The organism is Paenibacillus lentus (genome assembly GCF_003931855.1).
Lineage (GTDB): Bacteria > Bacillota > Bacilli > Paenibacillales > Paenibacillaceae > Fontibacillus > Fontibacillus lentus.
Map to the genome: position 1 here is coordinate 3,099,891 of NZ_CP034248.1, position 20,704 is coordinate 3,120,594.

General features: G+C 42.1%; 14 protein-coding genes. All 14 read right to left on the reverse strand.

All coding sequences use genetic code 11. The features are described from left to right. Window positions 1-7: 7 nt before the first annotated feature. The 14 genes from EIM92_RS13875 to EIM92_RS13940 all read right to left on the reverse strand — a co-directional run bounded on the left by EIM92_RS13875 (window position 8) and on the right by EIM92_RS13940 (window position 20,604). Window positions 8-2,845: a DNRLRE domain-containing protein gene (locus EIM92_RS13875; RefSeq protein WP_125083148.1), complete on the reverse strand. Its 2,838-nt coding sequence runs from the start codon at window positions 2,843-2,845 to the stop codon at window positions 8-10. Window positions 2,846-2,886: 41 nt separating this feature from the next. Continuing rightward, on the reverse strand, window positions 2,887-5,013 hold the full coding sequence (locus tag EIM92_RS13880; protein ID WP_125083149.1) for a Kelch repeat-containing protein: 2,127 nt from the start codon (window positions 5,011-5,013) through the stop codon (window positions 2,887-2,889). A gap of 12 nt (window positions 5,014-5,025) precedes the next feature. Beyond that, a complete protein-coding gene (locus EIM92_RS13885) occupies window positions 5,026-5,625 on the reverse strand; it encodes a hypothetical protein (protein WP_125083150.1) in 600 nt (199 codons plus the stop codon). A 70-nt stretch (window positions 5,626-5,695) separates the two neighbouring features. Continuing rightward, complete coding sequence (locus EIM92_RS13890; RefSeq protein ID WP_125083151.1) at window positions 5,696-6,157, reverse strand: hypothetical protein; 462 nt, start codon at window positions 6,155-6,157, stop codon at window positions 5,696-5,698. A gap of 45 nt (window positions 6,158-6,202) precedes the next feature. Next, on the reverse strand, window positions 6,203-7,354 hold the full coding sequence (locus EIM92_RS13895; RefSeq protein ID WP_125083152.1) for a hypothetical protein: 1,152 nt from the start codon (window positions 7,352-7,354) through the stop codon (window positions 6,203-6,205). 12 nt (window positions 7,355-7,366) lie between these two features. Beyond that, the gene (locus EIM92_RS13900; protein WP_125083153.1) at window positions 7,367-8,002 is read right to left on the reverse strand and encodes a phage tail family protein; all 636 of its coding nucleotides are present in this window, start codon (window positions 8,000-8,002) and stop codon (window positions 7,367-7,369) included. A gap of 11 nt (window positions 8,003-8,013) precedes the next feature. Next, the gene (locus tag EIM92_RS13905) at window positions 8,014-8,649 is read right to left on the reverse strand and encodes a hypothetical protein (protein WP_125083154.1); all 636 of its coding nucleotides are present in this window, start codon (window positions 8,647-8,649) and stop codon (window positions 8,014-8,016) included. 15 nt (window positions 8,650-8,664) lie between these two features. Continuing rightward, entirely contained in the window at window positions 8,665-9,282 is a 618-nt protein-coding gene (locus EIM92_RS13910; RefSeq protein ID WP_125083155.1) for a distal tail protein Dit, read from the reverse strand. 43 nt (window positions 9,283-9,325) lie between these two features. Next, window positions 9,326-9,784, reverse strand: coding sequence for a PAAR domain-containing protein (locus EIM92_RS13915; RefSeq protein ID WP_125083156.1), 459 nt, complete (start codon window positions 9,782-9,784; stop codon window positions 9,326-9,328). A 79-nt stretch (window positions 9,785-9,863) separates the two neighbouring features. Beyond that, window positions 9,864-13,292: a phage tail spike protein gene (locus EIM92_RS13920; protein ID WP_125083157.1), complete on the reverse strand. Its 3,429-nt coding sequence runs from the start codon at window positions 13,290-13,292 to the stop codon at window positions 9,864-9,866. A gap of 70 nt (window positions 13,293-13,362) precedes the next feature. Beyond that, window positions 13,363-18,486, reverse strand: coding sequence for an NlpC/P60 family protein (locus EIM92_RS13925; protein ID WP_125083158.1), 5,124 nt, complete (start codon window positions 18,484-18,486; stop codon window positions 13,363-13,365). A 263-nt stretch (window positions 18,487-18,749) separates the two neighbouring features. Continuing rightward, complete coding sequence (locus EIM92_RS13930) at window positions 18,750-19,508, reverse strand: phage tail tape measure protein (protein ID WP_164515102.1); 759 nt, start codon at window positions 19,506-19,508, stop codon at window positions 18,750-18,752. 61 nt (window positions 19,509-19,569) lie between these two features. Then, a complete protein-coding gene (locus EIM92_RS13935; protein ID WP_125083160.1) occupies window positions 19,570-19,998 on the reverse strand; it encodes a hypothetical protein in 429 nt (142 codons plus the stop codon). A gap of 21 nt (window positions 19,999-20,019) precedes the next feature. Further along, window positions 20,020-20,604, reverse strand: coding sequence for a hypothetical protein (locus EIM92_RS13940; RefSeq protein WP_125083161.1), 585 nt, complete (start codon window positions 20,602-20,604; stop codon window positions 20,020-20,022). Window positions 20,605-20,704 lie beyond the last annotated feature (100 nt).

Here is a 20,704-nt window from a genome sequence, read left to right on the forward strand (position 1 = left end):
TAGAAACTTACAATATATATACATACCCCTGAGAATCTCCATTAGGATCGTCAATGACAATCCGACTCATTAAGTCGCTAGCCCATTTCACTCGCACCCTGATTCGGGAAGGCTGATCGAAACAGATATGAGTAGGAATAGAGATTCGGCATGGAATATAGGCCGAGATGACATGGATGGTTGCAGGCAAGGTTGCCTTTTCAAATACCCTGATATGGGCAGGAAGGTCCTTATTTTCATTCCTGCGGATAACGATCTTACTAAGTAATAACTTTTCCTCTTGCCCAATGACATGGATAGTACCGGCTAGATATTCGCTTTTTACGACGGAAATTTTAGCACTAAGATTTGGATTTATCACGGCAAGTGTTGTGGGTAGATTTAGTTCTTCAGATACTCTGATGGCTATCCTGCTTGCTAAGCCAATATCTTTCCGTTGTCTTACTCTGATGCGTCCAAATGCAAAATCTCTGCTGACCGTGATTTGTGAGAGGATATCTTCGCTTTTCTTTATTTGAACGTTTAGTTTGGCAGTTAAATCACGCTGCTCTGATTGCCGGACGGTTATTCGTGACAATAAAACGGGAGCTTTAACGATCAAACTGCCATCGATTACTCCCATATTAGCAATCTTGATTCGCGATTTGATGTCTTGATCGTACCAGATTTGATGAATAGTAAGTTTTGCAGTTATGGCTTTGTCATTGCTTTGGCGGACAACAATTCGGTTGTTCCTGAGATCCGCTCTTTCATAGGTGTAAACGGTCTGATCAAGATATTCAATATCCAGTATCGGGCTGTGCCTGCTCTCCTTGGAATAGAACCGCTTGTAGTACTGTTCATTTTCGTCTGCAAGCTTGATCATAAAGCCTTTATTCTGTTGGCTGCCGTTATACCAGTCTTTAACAATGTCGGTAAAATCAACGGAGAGGTAGCCTCCAACGCCGCCTACATCCACCTCCGCAATTTTAATGGTCGGTACCGGCTGGTTGTCCCACGTAACTCCTCGTTCATTCCATTCGCGATCTAACTCATAAATCTCGACCTTCTGAACAGGGGTTCCTTCGAGCTCATGAAATAATTTAAAGTGAGCAGATTTAATGATTTGATCTGCTGGCAGTACAGATATATCAAATTTAACAAAAGAGCGATACTTCTCACTAAACTTAGAGTTGTAACCAACATATAAATCCTGTTCTGTTCCATAGTTGAACTTTGGAGTGCCTTCGCGAACAAAAGCATCTTTGATCGGACTTAGCGATAGCATTTTCGTCGGCGGTTGGACGATTTTGACAATTGCACTGGCTCGGTTGTTAATAGGAATATTAATACGACATGAAAGATTGTCGTGCACTTTGATACTTACTCTTGCTGGTAGATTTTCGTGGTAAATTGGTCTAACGTCTACATAGCCTGTAGCTTTATTGTGCGGCGGTATATATAGCATTGATGGCAAAGATGTCCCGTAAGGAACAATCAGAGAGGACTTGATTTGGTAGCCGTTGCCGTCCACAAGTTCGAAGAGCTCTAGTTCGGTTAGATACGGTCTCTCTCCTGTAGTCATGTAAAGTCTGAAGTATCTATATACTTCATTCGTTTTTAATGGGCTGATTTGTTGAAACAACTCATTGCCCGACCATATCACTGCTGACTGCTCATCAACTGTTACCCAATCCACTCCATCAAAGCTTCCTTCAATCCGAAAACCTGTTAGTCCAGTACTAGAAGCATTTTTTTGAAGGCGATATCCTGATACTGCTTTTGCATTGCCACTTCCTAAATCTAACTGAACATAGGTTCCAACTCCATAGGGCCTCCACATATCATTTAACGAGCTTGGCGATGCTAATCCGTCAAACAATTTCCAGGAGGGATATGAAGTCTCATTTGTGCCAGTTCCAGTTACCACATAAGGAGCAGGCTCATTTGATGAAGTCATTTCAGGAGTAATCTTATTTAATGAATAAGCATTTCGCGGGATGATAATATACTTCTCATCCGTCTTTGGAGTGTCATCAAAGTACATATTAAAGTTATAAAAAGAAGGAACATTGATACTATTAGTTGATAATGCTGTCCTAATCTTCAATCGACCATTGCTTATATCTGTTCCCAGTGGAGCGTTTTGAATAGAGCTTCCATTAGCTAATGGCTTCCACGTAGACCAAGTTCCTCCTCCATCGAGGGATATGGAGGTCTCTACAGTGACGGTGGTGCCAAAAGGGATCTCATCCACCCAAAATGCATTATTTGTTCTTAGTACACCCACTGAAGAAATATCATAGATATGTTCGCGATATGATGTGTAGGATATTCCAGAATATATCTCGCCTTCAGCTAAACGTGTAACATAGGCACTCGGCCTCTTTACTTTGAATTTTAAATATCTAAAACTACCATGGAATGAAGTGACAAAAGTATTAAATGTATTCCCTGTGGAAATTCCATCTTCCCCTAAATAGCTGAAATCAACTCCATTAATACTCCCATAGAATTCAACAAAACGTGGATTTCCTCCAGCCCCTGGATTTAGATTTGTATATAAACAAGCCCCACCCACAGATTGGATAAGGCCGAGGTCAACTACAATATCTTCTTCTATTAAATTGCTATACTGAAACCAAGTAGATTTGTTACCATCTGTGAAAAGTCTGTTTCCAGTGTCTCCGTATCTAGAATCTAAAGGAGAGTTTAATGTCTTTGTATACGGCTTATTCAATGCTAAGTTCGTCTGCATGTTTCGATTTACTAGGGTCAGCTTTCCGTACCCATCAACATATATGTCAGAGTTACTAAAGTATCCTTGCTGCATTTGAGCTTGAGTTTGCTCAATTATTCTAAACATTTTCCACCTTCTTCCATTGTATTGGAATTAGACATAGCCATTTAGACTACATCACATTTAGCCAAGACTTCAAACATTCCGCCTGACTGAGATTGATCTGTTGTTGTAACTCGAATATAAAATGGAACACTCTCTCTTGGATTTAGCGTTTGATTAAAATATAGCGTTTGTTGAGGCATAAAAGGAAGATCACTTTCACTTAGCTCAACTCTAAAATCTTGAGATGGATTTGAAATTGATAATTGAATATTTTTAACGGCATAGTCATAACAATTTTCAAGCAATATTCTCTTTGGGCTTGTGGTTTGACCTGCTACTATTGTTCCAAAGTCGATGAGCATAAGAGTGTTGCCCTTGTTGTCAGAATAGTAGTCTTCAGTGATAGGATCTTTGAAGAAAACATTGTTTTCAGGTTCATAGAAAAATTTATAAAGAAAAAAGTTAGCAGGCGTAGTGGTGTAATAGTGCTTGGTAACGATTAAATGCTCTCCTGTTGGACTAAAATTAATACTTGTAATCGGGTATCCATTTCCAGTTGTTGGTTGGGGCAAATTAGGGTCGATATGAATTTGATCTCCAATGTATGCCGATTCTTTATTGAATTTATATATTGTTAAAGCTCTTTCTGAAGATGAGGATGAGTTTTTAGCTACAACAAGGTAATTCATTTTTTTTGAAAAAGATATTTTGACTCCTGGCATATCTAGTGGGGTATTAGGGAAAATAGGGTCTCCAATCACTCCTGCATTTTCATCGAATGGACATACACAAAAATAAGGGTGTGCTGTTAGAGCAAAGGCTATAAATTTTTCATCAGAAGATAAATCAAAATCATTGATGCGCGAAGCTGCTAGTCCACTAGGCAAAGAAATAGCAGGTCCCATAGAGCCATTTACAATAGAGTTGATTTTAAATTTATCACCAAGGACCTCTATGCGAAGTAGGTATTTATCATTTTTGCTTACTGCGATTTTTGATACTCTATATGGAATTCCACTTGATGTTTTATTAGGTAAAAAAATTCCATTTTCTATATCAAAATCTTGAAATACAATGGAGTAATTGTTTGAATATACGATTCTATTGTTTTTATTGAAAAAAGCTGCAATGTTGTAGCCAGTGCTCGGCTCGTGAGAGATTAGATTTGTAAATCCCTGCTCCAAAGTATTATAGCTAAAAATTCTTAAGTCTGCTCCTGACGTAATATGACTTGCTACTAAGATATACTTTCCGTTTGGTGCAAAATTAACAAATTCAGTTCTGCCGTACCCTCCTTGTGGTGGATTTAACTCAGTAACGGTATTTGTTAAAGGGTCAAACTTATAAGCGCTTGTGGTATAGTTGTAACCAAGAGCAAAAAAATCTCCATTTTCAGACCACGAAGAAAAGTGAATTGCTCCAGTAGGCATTCCAGCGGTAGATATATACCTTAAAGTTGGATCAATCGCTACTGGATATGCCCTGCTAGCATCCTCAATCCACTCATAAGGTGTGAAAATCTTAAGACTAATCACATTTCCGATCTTGATTACTTTATACATACATTGAGTAGTTGCGCTTCCGTTGATTTCATAGGCAACTGGCGGTGGCAAAGTGAAAACAATATCTCCGCTACTGTCCCTAAACTGGATCTCGGAAGAAGTTTCAAACTCATCCTTCTGGATCGTGCCGTCAACGAACATATTAATGTCAGTGGAAAAGTCGATGATTCCATCAACAACAACATTAATTTGTTTACCTGGCAACGTATGATTATAGACTGGTTTAGAGTTCAAAATGGTGTTGTGCTTCAACTCGCCAGCATTCACGATGAACTCATCGTCAATGCCAAGCAACAAATCTTTATAGATCACTTTATTGTCATCAATCTCTGCCTCAGCATCGTTGATTCTTCCAAACCAATCTTCATTACCCTGCTCATCCGCAAATCCTACTCCAAAAGGAGTCCACTCAAAAAAGTGATCTCCGATATCCACTTTGACTGGTGCGTACTCACTAATATTTTTCTTGAAGTAGGTTTTAATTAAGTTCGTTGTATTCTCAAATTCATAGCTGTGCTCGGAGCTTAAAGTAACCTTTAAATCTACGTCTTGTTCATTGCTGCTGGCGTCCAAATATTTCGGCTTCGGAAGCTCGATAGCCTCTAATTTATTTAGTCCTAGACTCATATGCACACCTCCTTATTGAATGATCCAGTTAAGTTCGCTTGCCACGTTTTTCTTCAGTGATGTTTTAATACGATCGATTTCTTTACCGTTTTTTTTGATCACGAATTCTCCGTGCAACGCCTTGTCGGATACCAGTCTGAAATTGAAATGAACGGGATTATCATAGGGAATCACGCATTGTGCCTTGAATTGCAGTGCGTAATTCTCTGCATCCATGCTGGCTTTATAGCCAAAGTTGTAGCTCGTAATTGCAGTATCTCTTACCGATTTCAGCGTTACAGGATTCAACAGGACTTCGGCCGTTTTATAGGAAATAATATCTTTATAATGCAATTGATTTCCCGTAAGGGGAATTGTCTGATCCTTCGTTTCAAAAAATAGCTCATACAATCTTCCGTCGATTTTGAACACGCCACCCCATACCTCGAAATAAAATCTTTTTCCATTGCCGATCAGACCGAATCTAAGCAGTTTGTCCTTGTCGATTGAATTGAAAAGATTTCCAGCCTTGTCATCAAAATTGTATTCAGCTAAATAGGTGTTATCGTTGTATTCGGCCATCCAGATGAACTCTTGCTCCACGGGGGAACAAGGATGAATATGATGAAACATAAAATCGCCTCCCATTGTATTGGAATATGAAAAAGGACACCACAGCGGTGTCCTGAGTGTCATTAAGATATTAAAATTGATAGGCTACCCGGATTAAGAAATCAATGTTGCCAGCGGTCGCTAAAGAGGGCACATTCGCTTGTAGCGTTACTTTAGCATAGTTAGCTTTGGCTCCATCCACCGTACCATTATTAGCTGCACCGGAGATCTTGCCCGCACCGGCACCTTCGGCTTGAATGGTTTTAGTGTTGTTTCCGCCTATTGGAGTATATGAGTTTTCATTCATTGAGTCTACTCGAACCTCGATCCATCGCCCTGTAACGAGTTCTCCTGTATTTCCGCCGTTTTGATCCTGTGTTGTAATCGTACAGTGCTCCATATCCGAAACGTCCGAGGATTTTCCTCTGTTGTTCCAAATTAGTATCGTGAAATCATTTGAAACAGTACCTGCGTCGACAGTCAGAAAATCCAGGGAATTGACCTGAGAAGTCCCGTTGGGTTGCGTAAATTCTACGATTGGTGCGATTGCCATTTATAATCTCCTCCTAAAAAATAATAAAACACTCTAACTAGAGTGTTAAATTTGAATATCAATTTGAACTGTAATGCCTTGAATCTCGGAATCCAGGTCCGTAATATTAAGCCTGAAGTAATCGTTGGTATTTACTTTGTGATCTGAAACTGTATGCGTATTAGATACTAAGCTGCCGATCGGAAAGCTAATATTATCGGTTAGAATATTGTCCCAGATGCCATTATTTTTGAAATTGGCCTCGGAGATTTTTTGTATTTCAATTTCGGTGGGTTGAAATGAGCCGCTGTGTAGACAGAAGGCTTTAATATTTTTTATTTCTCCGGCAAATGGAAAAGAGCTGACCAGCGGCGGAACGCCTGTCAATTTCGGTTTTCCTACCAGGAATATTAAAGTTTTAAGCTCTAATTTATCATGGAATGCAATAAAATCCTCTTTGCTCATTAATCCGTTCACGGTTCTTGAGGCAATAGGGAAGGCCGCCTGAGTAAAATTCTCAATGAGAATCCAATCGAAACCGTCCCAGCGGTAGATATTCCCTGTGTTTCGAACCATGACCGTCCATCCCAGTTCAGGCCTGGGGTAGGTTGTTGCCAAGTCACCAAAATTATTAACTGGAACCTTGTAGATCTTCATGGCATCCCGAATGACAACAAGCGCCTGATCTGCGGCATTCAAGGCCGTCTGAGCTGCTTTGTTAGCATGATCCGCTGAAAGATTGGCTTCTACCGCCGCCTGTGTCGCCGCGGATATTGCATTGTTAATTTCAAGCAGTTTCATATTGTACTTGCTGAGATGATGCAACATTTCGTCAATGATGTCTTGCAGCGTTTTAACGATATCGGGACTTCGTTCAACCATGGCGTACACCCGGGAAGCTGGAAGCAGAATTTGACCTTTTCCCTTGTACTCGCAGAGAAACGTTTTTCCTTCATGGGAGGGATGGAACTGAATTTGCCCATTTCCGTAGTTAACGTGGAATTCATCCGGATCTAGCGTATTCTTATGGATAAAGTCCTCGATATGTACCTCAACCATTCCAGCGATGCGAACTCTGTCCTGAGACGAAGGGATTTCTAACAAAGTAATGATGCCGTTAATGACCGGAAGGGAGTCTGAACGGTCGATGTAAGGCGGGTCCCGCCAAATGACGATCGAGGGATCGTTGTATTGCAATTGTGTTTGCAGTCGTGGCATTGTATCACCTCCTTATAAGTACTTGAATTGGTACCTGAACTGGACTTTGGCTTTCCCGGATAATTTCAATAAATTCGAGCCTGCAGGCAAATTTAAATAGTTATCATTGAAATTGGAATATCTATAGGTGGCTGCCAAGCTGGTTTCAATGTCTTCCTGCTCGTTATCGATATAGATGGTTTCTTGATCGATAAGGTCGCTAAATTTAAATTCCTCAGCTCTACTGGACAGGTTCACGATGCTAAAATCACCGTTCCCTTCTTTGGTAATCCAAATCTCCGGTTTGCAATCCAAGTCTCCGGTATTATCGATGATGATCACAGGTTCAAAGGTGAAAGTAATCTCTTCAAATGCTGGAACGGCAGCGTAATCCGGCGATGATATAATGACTCTATACATCATTTGCGGGTGGTCGATTTTATCGGCGGAGGAGAGATCAGGAATAGCTCCGCCGTTGGTGCAAATCCTCCATTCCGTCCAATCCGCACCATTGCTAAAAGACAGCCTGGTTTGTACGATGATTTTCGTACCAGGTGGGGAAGAGTACTTCCACGATATCTTGGTTAGTGCGCCATCAACTTGCAAAGGTACAGTGAAGGAGGGGGATGTCGAGATGCCTTGCAGATTGCCTAGTTGCAGCCAGTTCATATCATCACCCTTTATTCTATTTTTCCAAATGGACGGAACATGGTCGAAACCCCAGCCTCACGCCATTTGGCAATGCGATAGCTTGACCAGGCGACAGTCCCGTCATTCGTAATATAGCCATTCGAAGTTGCCCACACCGGTTCAAACATCCCCGAATCACCGGCTACGGTGCACACGTAGAAACGACCGTTATCAATCGTGGGGAATACGACTTCGTTCTGAGCATAGGCCTTATTGGCGGTCCAGGTCGTTGCTGCTTTGGTGTCTTCCACTTCAGTTCCGCTGGTTACGGGGAAGGTTGGTTCCTGTACAGCGGAATAACCGGCTTGAATACATTCATAGTAATGTCCGTTATCTGCCGTAGGGACGATAGTTTGGCCAAGCGAGTAGGAGGTTAGGCCTGTCCATGCTGGAGCAGCTCTTCCCGTACGGGTGCAGATCCATCCGGCATATGATCCCACGGCTGGCCGTTCGTTCCAAATCCGATCCCGGATCGTATGATTTCCGCTTATGGGTGGTGCAGGTGCATACCTTTCCGCAGCCGCATCAATGATGTCGAAGTTTTGGCTTAAGTCTAAAATGGTTTGATGTGTTTCATCCGAATGTTCCGGTTTGATGAGTCCTAAACGAGTAGTTAGTGTTGACATTGCAATCTCCTTTCCTTACAGGTCGGTCCAGCGCGTGCCGGAAGGAATATCCGCCCATGTTGTCCTTGATGGGGTTAAAACGAGATGGCCGGCAGGATCAACACCGGTTCTCTCGTGCGTATTATTTGAGAAATGATTTATCCGGTTCGTAAACGGTTGGTCCGCCCAATCGTATTTCTTGGATAAAATGCGCGGCGAATATGCATAGGGCGAATCGCAACGAAAAGTAAGTGTGATGTAGCCTTGCTGCAGGCTATTGTGCACTAATGCTGGTTCATCCACGACCAAAGCATAGTATATTTTTTCAGGCTCCACGCCTAAGTCATTCGTAAAGAATAGCGGCTGGTAGTATTCATGTTCGGTCAGCCATCTTGCTACTTCCCTCAGTTTTTGTGTATTAAATCTTTCCTGGAAGGCAAAAGAAACGTTAAATCGCAGAGGATCTTTCTCTATGCCTTGAAAATAGGGCTGATCTCTTCCTTTGATGGAGACCTCATGAATCTCACGGCTTGCCGCTAAAGGTTCTTCTGACATTCCGTCGCCGCTTAGGCTGACATTTAAGATGCCAAATTCAGCCGACACTCTGCCCGCGTATGAAAAATATAACGAATCGCGAACTGTGATATAGAACACCTCCTTTCCTGGGGTAAAAACTATTGCTTGAAATATTTAATTTTTAGCTGCTGAATTTCATTTTTTCGTTTCCTGTTCTAATAGTGGTAGTTACATCAAGATGAGTTCTTACAGATGATCCAATTAAAGCAATAGGCTGTCCACCTAGCTTGCCCTTTGCACTTCCAGAGATGATTCGACCTTGACCACTACCATAAGTCCCAGGAGATATGTTTCGATAGCGCACGCGCTCAGTGTCAGATGGTACCGGTGGGCTAGCAACCCAAGTTTCATTTGTTCTATCCCCTACTACAGCGACACTAACTCCATCGATTTTCATCTTGGAAGATGCAATCACAGACCCTGTTATCTTAGCATTAGTTTTCCCAGGACTTTCATCCCACTCATATTCGGGATTACCGTGCTCATCGGTACCTGTTCTTCTACGTGTGAAAATATCAAAAGTCACATAATCATCAACAGTCATTTCATACGTCGAACCATCCACAGCCACTCCGGGCATTTAAAATTACCTCCCAAAATATAATAGAGTAAGAAAAAAGCCATCAATAGATGAATCTGTTTAACGGTTAAATCTATCATCATGTGAATACATACTCAGTTCCAGAAAAACTGATTGCGCCAGCAGCTTCTAAACTAATACTATGAGCCTTTATCGTAATATGGCCCTGGCCGTCCGATTGGATCGTAATGCCGTTGTCGGCCAGATCGATGCTTCTTTCGATCGCCGAACCGCTGGAATGGTAGGAAGTTTTTAATCCGCCATCATATTTGTCGATCAACGATTTTCCGCCTTGAGTATTATTCCCGTCCCCGATACCCATTTGAATAAAGGGAGTAGCATTGGGCCTGGTATCGTTAAGTCCGATGACCAATTTATCCCGTTCCTCCATGTCATAAGTCATGACCGGCCAATTCGTTACTTCTGTTGTCATTTGTCCGCTTTGAGAAGCGTTGATCCAATAGAGTAGTTTGCCGTCTGGGAGAGATTTATGCACGGCAGAACCAGGTTTGATGTTTCCTCTAATAAACTTTTGTGTATGGCCGTCAATCCGGATGTAATCCATTGCATTTTCTCGGATCTGACCGGTCAGGGTAGTCATTCTGGATGCGGTTAGATCGGTGACGAAACCGTCCATCGCAGTTACGATGTTGGCAGATAGCAGATCCGTGTCAATGGCTCCGGCGCCTACGATATCCCAGTTGTTCATGAAAATCTTCTTTTGTTCGCTGTCGATCAAAAGTTTGTTGTGTCCATCTGTTACGATTAATTTCTTGAACTTTGCCGTGCCGTCCATGGCTATGCTTGCAATGGCATCGTCAAATTGCTCCGCTCCAAACCAAAGTCCATGGTCAGGATACATCTTGATGACCCCGCCAAGCGCATCACGCAATACGAGGGAAGAGCCTTCAATATGACCATCTTTGAATAGCGAGTTTTTTATTTCAGCGTGATTCGCGAACAAGGAATCCAGCCAGCAATTGCCGTGCATGTCTACACGAAAAGGGGCGTCATTCCAAATGCTTGCGCCCACGCTTATTCCATTGCGGTCCGCGATGAACACTCTTTCATCTTCACCAACCCGCAGATTCCCAATCATATATAAATCTCCGTCCGTGGAGGTGTAGAGCGTTTTTTGAAAAGAACCATTCCGGTTACGTTCCAGTACAAGGCCCTCGTCGGCAGTAATATTCACCCGGTTTAGAATCGTCGTGTTGCTGCAGTCCATAGAAGAAGCATAACGATTCACGAAAATGCCAAACTTATCGGGGGATTCGGACAATAATCCAAGCTTGAGAACTTCCCTTCCGCAGCGGTCATCGATCATGAGCCGTGAGCCTTCAATCGTAAAAACTCCTGTCGTATCGCCGATGACAACCCGTTGGCCGAGGATGATTTTGCCAAGTACCATTTCTGCAATTACACCGTCGGGGGAGATGGCTGTTTCATACTTCAATCCGCCAGAGCGCGTCAAGCCCAATACGCCATGGGTTGCACGCAGAAATCTCAAAGGATCATTAGGGTCGATGATCGTAATGCCTTTGCGGTCAATCACAACGTGTTCATTGGAGGCCATAATAATATCATTGGTGACCTTGTTCCAAAAATTCTCGAACAATTGCGACATTTCGGACACATCGACAATGGCTTTACCCCATTTATGCTTGCTGGTGTCAACGATGATATTCGTATTCGTTGAGTTTTGTATGAATTTCTCCATATCCTTGCTGTCATCGCTAACGTCTTTAATATTGGATAAGGTAAGGCTAATCTCTCGGCCTTCATAGTCGTAGCTGATACTTACAATTCGCGCCGTGACAAATGTATCCGTAGGTTCGTACTTGATATTTACAAAATCGCCGAGTACAAGCTTATGCCAATTTCGTTGTTCGCCGACGATTTCCAGAAAATTCACGATATCGATATCGATCGAAAGCTGAGGCTGCTGCAGCTCTCGCAGCTTTTCCTGAGCTGCATCATAAAGATCATGCTCGTCGACGTACACATCGTCATTGAACTCCCGCTCTATGATAAACTCATTTAGCTCCTGAAGCTGAGCAGGGGAGAAGTTGTTGTTAGCTGCTAAAACAACCTGAAGGGCATCAATCTGATTTTGGATATCGGAAATTTGAGCTTTTTTGTTGTTAATTTCAATTTCCTTCAGCCGCAGCTGATTCTCCTTGTGATCCAGGCTGTATCTCTCCACGATGGCCTGTTCATTGCCTGAACCGGTCCATTCATCGAGGCTGATGTTGGCTACCTGGATGAAAACCCCTGTATTGCCCCCTTGGAGCGTAACCTGAATGGAGGCGACGTCCTTCACTTTGCCAAGCATAGTCCATTGTCCAGAGGGCAGGCTTCGAGGTTGCCCATTGAAGTCGACAGATAGACCGGTTGTATTGTCGGCTTTGATCAATACGGCATAAGCATAAGTGCTGTTTACTTCAAAAGTGTGCGAGGAGCTTCCGGTATGCACATATTTCTCGAAAAACATTTTGCCATCAAATTGCTGACTCAGCACTGTACTTGTTATGACTTTTTCGTTGTTCTTAAGTCTGTTATGCTCAAGGTCTAGTTGATTCAGTTCATCCTCATAGACATTTCGCTGCTTAATGTAGCTTTCAATCAAGCCCGTCTTCGATTGCACAAGCTCTTCGTAGTCGAGCAGGGCGTGGCAAAGGGAGTCGCTCATATGAAAAGAAGAAGAGAGGACTGTTCGTTGGTCATCTCTTCGAAAAGGGTATACAAAGTAGCTAAAGCTCTCAACGTACCCCTGACCCGTGGGATTGACGTGATGGATCGTCAAATCATCTTTTCCTTTTGCCGTAAGCCTAGTGACCATTTGGTCAGCCGAGGTTTGTTTATTCATGCTTTTGAGATATTTGCCGAAGCTGAACGTCAGGCCTCGATTGAGGCCGAATAATTCCGGCTTTTTGAAGCTTACGCTTTTTGCGTCCGTATTAAACTCGACGATGGCATTATATTTGTCAGCAATCGAATATATAGCATCCAAAACTGTACTCGACTGGAACTCAAAAGCGCGATAGGCAAGGTCGAAATCGGCATCGATATAGTCGATGTTCCATACGGTATTGGCCAACATATCCGTCAGTACCTGCCGGCAATAATAGGCTTCGACGCTATAGCTCTTGATCATTTTGTCAGTCAGCATGTGATAGGAGGAATAACATTTTACCGTCATGCTCTCCTGGTCATTCTCGGATGCTTGGGACAGGCTGACCACGATAAACCAGTCGATTTTCCGGCCGCGGACGACTTTGATCAAATATCGCTCACGGATGAGCTCGGCATATTTGTTCTTAATGAGTTTATGATGCCAATTAATTTGCATAGGGATGGTGAATTCTAGTTCGCCTACCTGGTTTAGCGGCTCCTGGATGGAATCATTATAAATATGTTTCAGCTTGCCAATAATTTCACGGTTTGGTTTACAGAGAAAATACTGCGGTTGTATCGGCTTTAAGTTGTAATCAATCTCTCCGAGCACGTGGATATTACCTCCTAAATCGCAAAAAGCAGAGCGGGCCTTCCGAGGAGAAAGCGGCTCTGCCAGCATGTCATTTTTTAAACGTTCCTAACTTAATGGATCTGTTCATCGCGGATTCGAACTTGTTCAACAGGCTGGTTCCCGTCTCGCGGTCATTGGCTTGAATGATGACGGTATCAATCGAGACACCTCCACCAGAAGCCGCTGAAATTGTATTAGCCGTACTGCCGGCTGGCGAGAGGAGAGAGAGCTTCTTGGACATTTCGCCTGCAAAGTTATAAACGAACTGTAGAGGGTTATCCAAGACTACCTCGCCAGTTTTAAGAATGCCTAGTTCTTCATTGGGCCTCAGGGTGCTCTTTATTTTTTTCCACCAGGTTTGAGTCGTGGTTCCAGTTACTCCGACTTCTCCGCCGTTATGGTATAATTGGACGTCATTTTTGTACCATATTCCGGTTTTGTCGTCGCGTGTAGCTCCAATCTGAGCTCCGAGCCGCAGGTTTTCTGCAGCAATCTCATTTCTTCTGTTCTGATTTGTTGCTGCTGCCCAAGCTTTGCTGTTGCCTTTCATGATGCTAATTATTTCTTTTTCTTTATCTGTGAAAGCAGGGGAGATAGAAGATTTGTTGCGGCCAGCATTGTTACTGCTATTATTAGAGTTACTATTACTTCCCATAGGAAAATTGAGTAGCTTATCATAATCCAATTGCATCGCATAGTTTAGGTTCTCGAAAGCCTGGGAAGTATCGAAGGCGTGATTCTTTAGTATAGAGAAAAATGTGTCATACTTGCCCCTTAGTTCATTGAGCGTTGTGTCAACAATTTGAGCATCCTGACTAAGTAGGTTTTTCTTCATTTCATAAAAATACTTCTCATTTTCGAGAATATCTTTATATTTTTGCTGCGTTTTCTCTTTCTCGCTATCGATTTTCTCGAGTGTTTCCTTATGAAGATCGTCTTGATCTTTTTTGATTTTCTCCGTATACTTTTTGCGATCATCCAACTGATCCTGCAGGCCTTCTTTGGTAACAGTTCTTTCACGTTCTAATTTAAAACGCTCGATCTCTTCATCAGCAGCATCCAACTGTTCCTGTAATTCTTTACGTTTGGCTTTGCCTTCCATGGACTGATCCAGGGACCATTTGCCCAGGCTTTCCTGAATCTTCTGCCGTTCTTTGAGTTTTTTCTCCAGTTCGGTTTCATAATCATCCGAGGCATTCTGACGACCGAGCAGTTTGATTTGTTTATTGATATAGTCTTCGAACCGCTTATCTTCCTCGTCGATGTTCTGCATGAACTTTTCGTGCCTTTTGTTTTCTGCTTTGGTGCGTTCTTCAAGGGCATCCAGCTCCAGATCGCGCTGCGTCTCGATCATTTTTTTGAAGTTGCTGATGATCTGATCGGCGTAGGTTTCTCTAATATCCTGGATGGAACGGTTATATTCGTAATTAGCGATTACTAAGTTATGCAGTTCTTTGGTTAATTCTTCTTTGGCTTTTGCTGAGAGATGCTCGGTTTGTATTTGCTCTTCAAGATATTTGATGGCTTCTCGATTAATATCGATTTGCTGACTGGTTAACGAAATTTGCAGAGACAGCTCATTAGAGTATCCAGCAGAATTTTCGCTTACCTGTGCCATTCTAGCTTTAGAAAGCTCAAGCTCCTTATTAACGTTGGAGGCTTTTTCGCTAAATTCATCAAGTTTACTATTAATGATGTCGAGATTTTTACCGTCAATTTCTAATGAAATATCATCGATTTCTTGTAATAATTTTCGCAGATCCGCTTCAAAAAGTTCGGGTTCAAACCCTTTTGCATCGATCGTATTTTGAAACTCTTGATATTCCTGTTTCTTTATATCTCTCTTTTGAATTAAATTACCGACGACATCAGCTTCATATTTTCTCCAATCCTCAGAGTAATCAGAATAATTCGACTGGGTGAATTGAGATTTGTGAATTTTGTCATCTTCGATATCTAGTAAATTTGCATAATAGGCACGAACGCTTTCTAGATAATCCCGCTGACCTTGATAGATTTTGGCATTATTATCGGCTATTTCTTGGACAGCTTGTTTGCCTGCTTCGTCGAGTTCCTTTTGCGAGTGCCCTCCTGTAACAGGATAACTGCTGGATGAGCTGCTGCTAGTTACTCTTCTTGCACCTTGATATTTTTCTGACCAATATTTGCTGTCCAATTTTTGGGTACTTAACCCGCTATTAACACCCATATGGATGAACTCGCCGTTACCCTTATAAATACCGACGTGAGAATTATCTTTGCCCGTGGTATTAAAAAATAAAAGATCCCCTTTTCGCAAGTCTGCTTGATCGACCTTTGTACCTTGTTTGGCTTGTCCAGCGGCAGTACGAGGGAGGTTGATACCTAAAAACTCCTCGAACATTTCTTGCACAAATTGGGAGCAATCCGACACGGCTTGCTTCGTGAATTCCTCATAAGTGCCTTTGAATTTACCAGGGACTTTTTTATATGTGAAAGTACCTTGTAATCCGGAAACGGCAGACAGCATCTTATCGATACTATTTGTTGAACCGCTAGCCCCAGAACTATTAACTTCTTGTTTTACTGGGAGCAATTTAGAAGGGTCTTTTACACCTTCTTCTAAAAGCCTGTTTTTTTCGGCTAATAATTTATTTTCAGCAATTATCGAGTCGCGATACTTTTGAGAATGTTTAGCGTAGCGTTCACGCTGGCTGTTGACTTTATTGATTGCTTCATCAACGGTATTTATTTGCTGTTTAAGCCTTGAGAGCACCTCAATAGTTTCTTTCAAAGTTTCTTTTGATTTCTCGGTTTCTTTTTGATTTTCTTTTTCTGTCTGAGTTAGATCTTTTAAGGCAGCTTCTAATAGCTTCAGCTTGATAGAGTAGTCATCAAGGTTAGCTTCCTCAACGGTTTGCTTAGTAGCGGTACTCCCAAATAGCTGCCTTTCAGCTTGTTTCTCGGTCATTGTACCGTTTGCTATCTTAGCAGCGTATGTCTTGATTAATTCGCTACGTTCTTGTTTAATTAATTCGATTCTCTCAGTTGCATTTTCAATTAAGGTTTGAGTTTCTTTAATATCCGCTTTTATTGACTCTATTTGCTGTTTCTTTTTCGCTTGCAAGAAAAGAAGTATTTCTTCACGACTAAGTTTTGTAACGTCAGCAAAATCGCCATATTTATCATTCAGCCTTTTTATCGTCGATATAGAGAGAGACTGGCCGTCTTCGAGCTCTTTCTCAGCGTCATTCAAAAGTTTCGTTTCTTCTTTAGCATCTTGCAAATACTCGTTCAAATAGCCGATCGTGCCTTGGGTATTTGTTAAGTAACCCGAAAATCCAATGACTTCGTCGTTTTCCCCAAGAACTTCTTTTAATCCACGGAAGCTCTTAGCTGCCTCATCGGCCGCACTTGCTATTCTGCCGATTTCCCTTCCGGTTTTATCATATACCGGCAACCCTGCTTTGCTATTTTTGGATGTTTCGGCTAAAGAAAGGGCCAGATCATCCAAAACTTCAATGTAATCAGGGAATATTAACTTTAAATCTTCAATAATCGCAGCGGTGTCCCCAGATTCAATTGCTTGAGCCAGATCTATTTTATTGTCTTTCAGGTACTGGTTGATATCTGTGGCTAAGTCTTCATATTGAAAGACCAATTCATCTGAATTCGACTTCGTAACATTCATTGTTTCCGAAAAGGAATTACTAAGCTTATCTAGAAAAAGCCTTATATTATGATCTGTCACGTTTGTTTCGTTTACGAGGTTGTTATTGTAGGTTTTAAAAAGATCTGTAAAGTCTTTTAATCCACTATCATATTTGCTTCTAGCATCCTGGAATTCTCCATCAAGTTTGCCCAGTTCTGATCTGGCCGCAGTAACTGCTTGAGTAATGCCGCCATGACCTAATATTTCTTTAGAAAGCCAGCCCTCATCAACGTACTGACCTTTTTCCCTGAATATACGAGCAACTTCATCATTAAGTGACTGAACTTTTTCAATATATTCTTTAGAATTTGTATCCAGCTGGTCGAGAACTGTTCTATTATTATTAATGAATTCTTCAGCGAATAATAGCGCATCAACCCTAGCTGAGGAGTAGTCATGTTTCTGCTGCAACTTACCAACTTTTTTTTGGTTTGAGGTAATTTCTTTCGCGGTGCCTTTTAACGATTCCGCAGATTCTTGATATAATCTTTTGCTTCTTTCTAGATTTAGAGCCTTTTCAGATTCAATAAGCTTATCTATTTCTGCTTTAGATTTGTAAACAGCTTTCCCTTCGGCGGTGTAATAGCTGATGATATCTGGGACAGACTGGGAAGTTTGTTCGAGAGCCTTATTAAAATCTTCTTGAGACTTACTTCGGTCACTGAGTGCTTTACTTAGATTTTCAAGGGATACGATATTGTTTTCAGTATCCGCAATATTTTGCTTTAAATTTTCAAAATACTCTTCTTGAGACTCTTTGGCATTACCGAATAAATTAATGACCTTCTCAAGTACAAAACCTAATGCAGCTAGAGCAAGTCCAACTCCTGTACTTGCCATTAAGCCTCTTAGGGCTATTTTTGCTGCTGTTGCAGACACTCCAAGCGTTGTCATGCCTCGACCAAGCGTTAATACGGCAATCGTGGCTGTTCTAAAGTTTTTACTTACAGTGGCAGCCGAAGTACCAACGATCCCCAGTAGAGTAGGAAGCATACCAAATGTATCAACGCACCGGGTTAGCACCATCATCAAACCTGTCAATACACTCGTTACACCAATAATGGAGTCGTTAATTACGGCATTTCCCATCGATAAGGCGAGCGTGTCCCAGGCGGTTTTCATCGTTTGAATTCTGGCTTCGAGCGAGTTCATGTAGTCGGCATTTTCCCGCATCGCGGATCCTTGAGAGTTGAGGGCCGCTTCGCTTGCTCTCGTGCTGGTGTCATAGTTTTCCATCAGGGCGATGAACCGGGAAAGCTGGGACTGACCGGCCAACTGCAGTGCGGTATTATACTGCTGCTCCTTGCTTAGATTGCTCCATTTGCCGGCAACTTCGTCCAGAACCTCAGATCCATTTTTTACATTGCCATTCATGTCTTTCATGGAAATACCGATGCTGTTCAGTACCTGTTCAGATTCGCCGAGTGTCGTCAGGCGTGAGTAAATCGTGGTCAGTGCGTTCAGGCTGTTACTTTCGGACATATGGCGTCCTACGGACTGCACTACCCTAAATCGAAAAGTGCAGCGGAAACGGTGCTTCCAGGAGTGTCTATACACTCGACCGCTTCTCACACTATTACTAGTGTGTTCAGACTATCGCATCATCTTCACTCTTTAAGCTAAGAAGGGAAGATGTCTCGACATTTAGTCGTTCAGGCTGTATTTAAACTTGCCCCTTGTCGTCCTACTTTGGAAATAGGAGTTCCAAGTCCATTAGTCGAGATTTTCACTGATCAATCACTTGATCAGGCGGCAACGAGTTTACCGATCACTTTACCACTCTCACGCGTGGCCATGGAAATGGCTGTCGTATCACCGATCAGCTTTTCCATGGAAATTCCATAGTTGCTAGCCGCAGTTCCGGCCTGGGTTAAACTGCTGGCTAAATTCTGGCTTGTCACGGAGAATTTATTGTCTACCGCGTTAAGCCTGTCAGCAATTAGAATACTGTCCTCCGCTTCGATATTGAACGCGGACATCGCTGCCGTCATGGTCTGGATCGCTTGATCCGGCTTCAGCTCCGAGATATTTTGAAACAGGGCGGCCGTCTTGGCGAGCAGCATAGTTTGTTTCTCGTCAAAGCCCATACGGCCAACCTTAATCATTAGGTCATTTACTTCACTGATGGAATGTCCCAGCTCATTTGCCGTTTGAATGCTTCCACGCAGCATGCTCTCGAAATCCGTTCCTTCGTTCATGACCCGTTTGAGCTGTGTAATTTGCGTATCGACCTCAAGTATCGTTTTAAGAATGTCCTGCATGCCTTGCTTCAAGAGAGCCTTGTTATTATTAATAAAAGTCTGCGTTTGTTTGTAAATGGTTCTTAATGCTTGGCCGAAGCTTTTCCCGACCTTATCAGTTTCTTGTTTATCGATTTCAATCGTAATCTTGATTTTCTTTAATGAAGGATTCTTTTCGATATCTTTAATGGCTTTGTTCAGCGCGGTGATCGACGGATTTATGTTGATATCGGCCGTAATTAGAATTTTCATATCATTTTCCATGGCTTTCACTCCCTTAAATAGAAAAAATGACCAACCGATGGCCATTTCTACAAACGGTATATTAAATTTCGTCCAGATGGAGTTCTTCAAACTTTGCCGCTAATGCATCGTATTTGAACTGATCGTCGCCTGTGAATTCAAGCCCGCAATGCAGCACAGAATAAGCAACGCTTTTGAGCATGTTTCGGTTGTTATCCGTGACCTCAATGACGAATTCCTCATTCAGCAGAGGGGCAAGAGAGGTCTGGAACGCCTGCAGATCTTTAATGTTGTAACGCTGGACTTCGCCTTCTGTAATAATTTCTGGCTGACCATCGCGATCCAGTACGCAGTGCTCCATGACGAGGTCGAAATATTCTTCCTTATATTGCTGAAAGCGTTCTGCCAATATTTTAATGAATCGAGTTCTCATACGAGAGTTAAAATCCAGCAATTTCAGACGGTATAGAAAAGAGATGACATATTCCAGTTCATGAATAAAAAACTTCAAAACGATTCGCTCCTTTGGCATTTAGTTGTTTTGGATCAGAACGTTTTTAATGACGTCTGTATTTTTTAAATTCGCATGATCGATGTAATCCAGCAGTTCGCTTTGCAGCTCTTTATTGTTTTGGACCAATTCCTCGTACATACTGAATTTTTTCCAGATACGAGAGTAGATTTTTTGGATCTCTGTTTTGTCAAAATGCTCAAAAATGGTCTCGGCGAGCTCACTGTCCAGCATTTTATGGAAAATATCGACTTTTTCCTCAAAGGAATAGTCGGTCCGCTCCGTTAAGGTAGAGAAAAATAATAGAATATGGAGGCTTAAATAATCCATTAATTTATTTTCCTTCATTTCCGAAAATCTGTGATTATACTCGGTGATAAATTCAGAAAAGCTCACGAGCATGTCATCGATTCGCGTGGGCCTGAAGCAGGCATGCACCTCTGTATAGCGCCCATCCTCAAAGCAAACTCGATGAAGCTTGTCGTATTTATCTCCATCTTGAACCAAGTTCTCTAACGTTAGTTTAGTATCTTTTCCTTTATTCGTTCTCGTGGTTTTCTTGCTACTAGCTAGTGTTTTAGCCGTACTGGCCGCTTTGGTCGCCATATTAATCATCTCCTAAGTTCTTATTGATTTGTGTTTGCGATGAGCTGATTTCTTTTCATCTGAAAATGAGCAAAGGATATATTCACTAGCTTTGAGATGA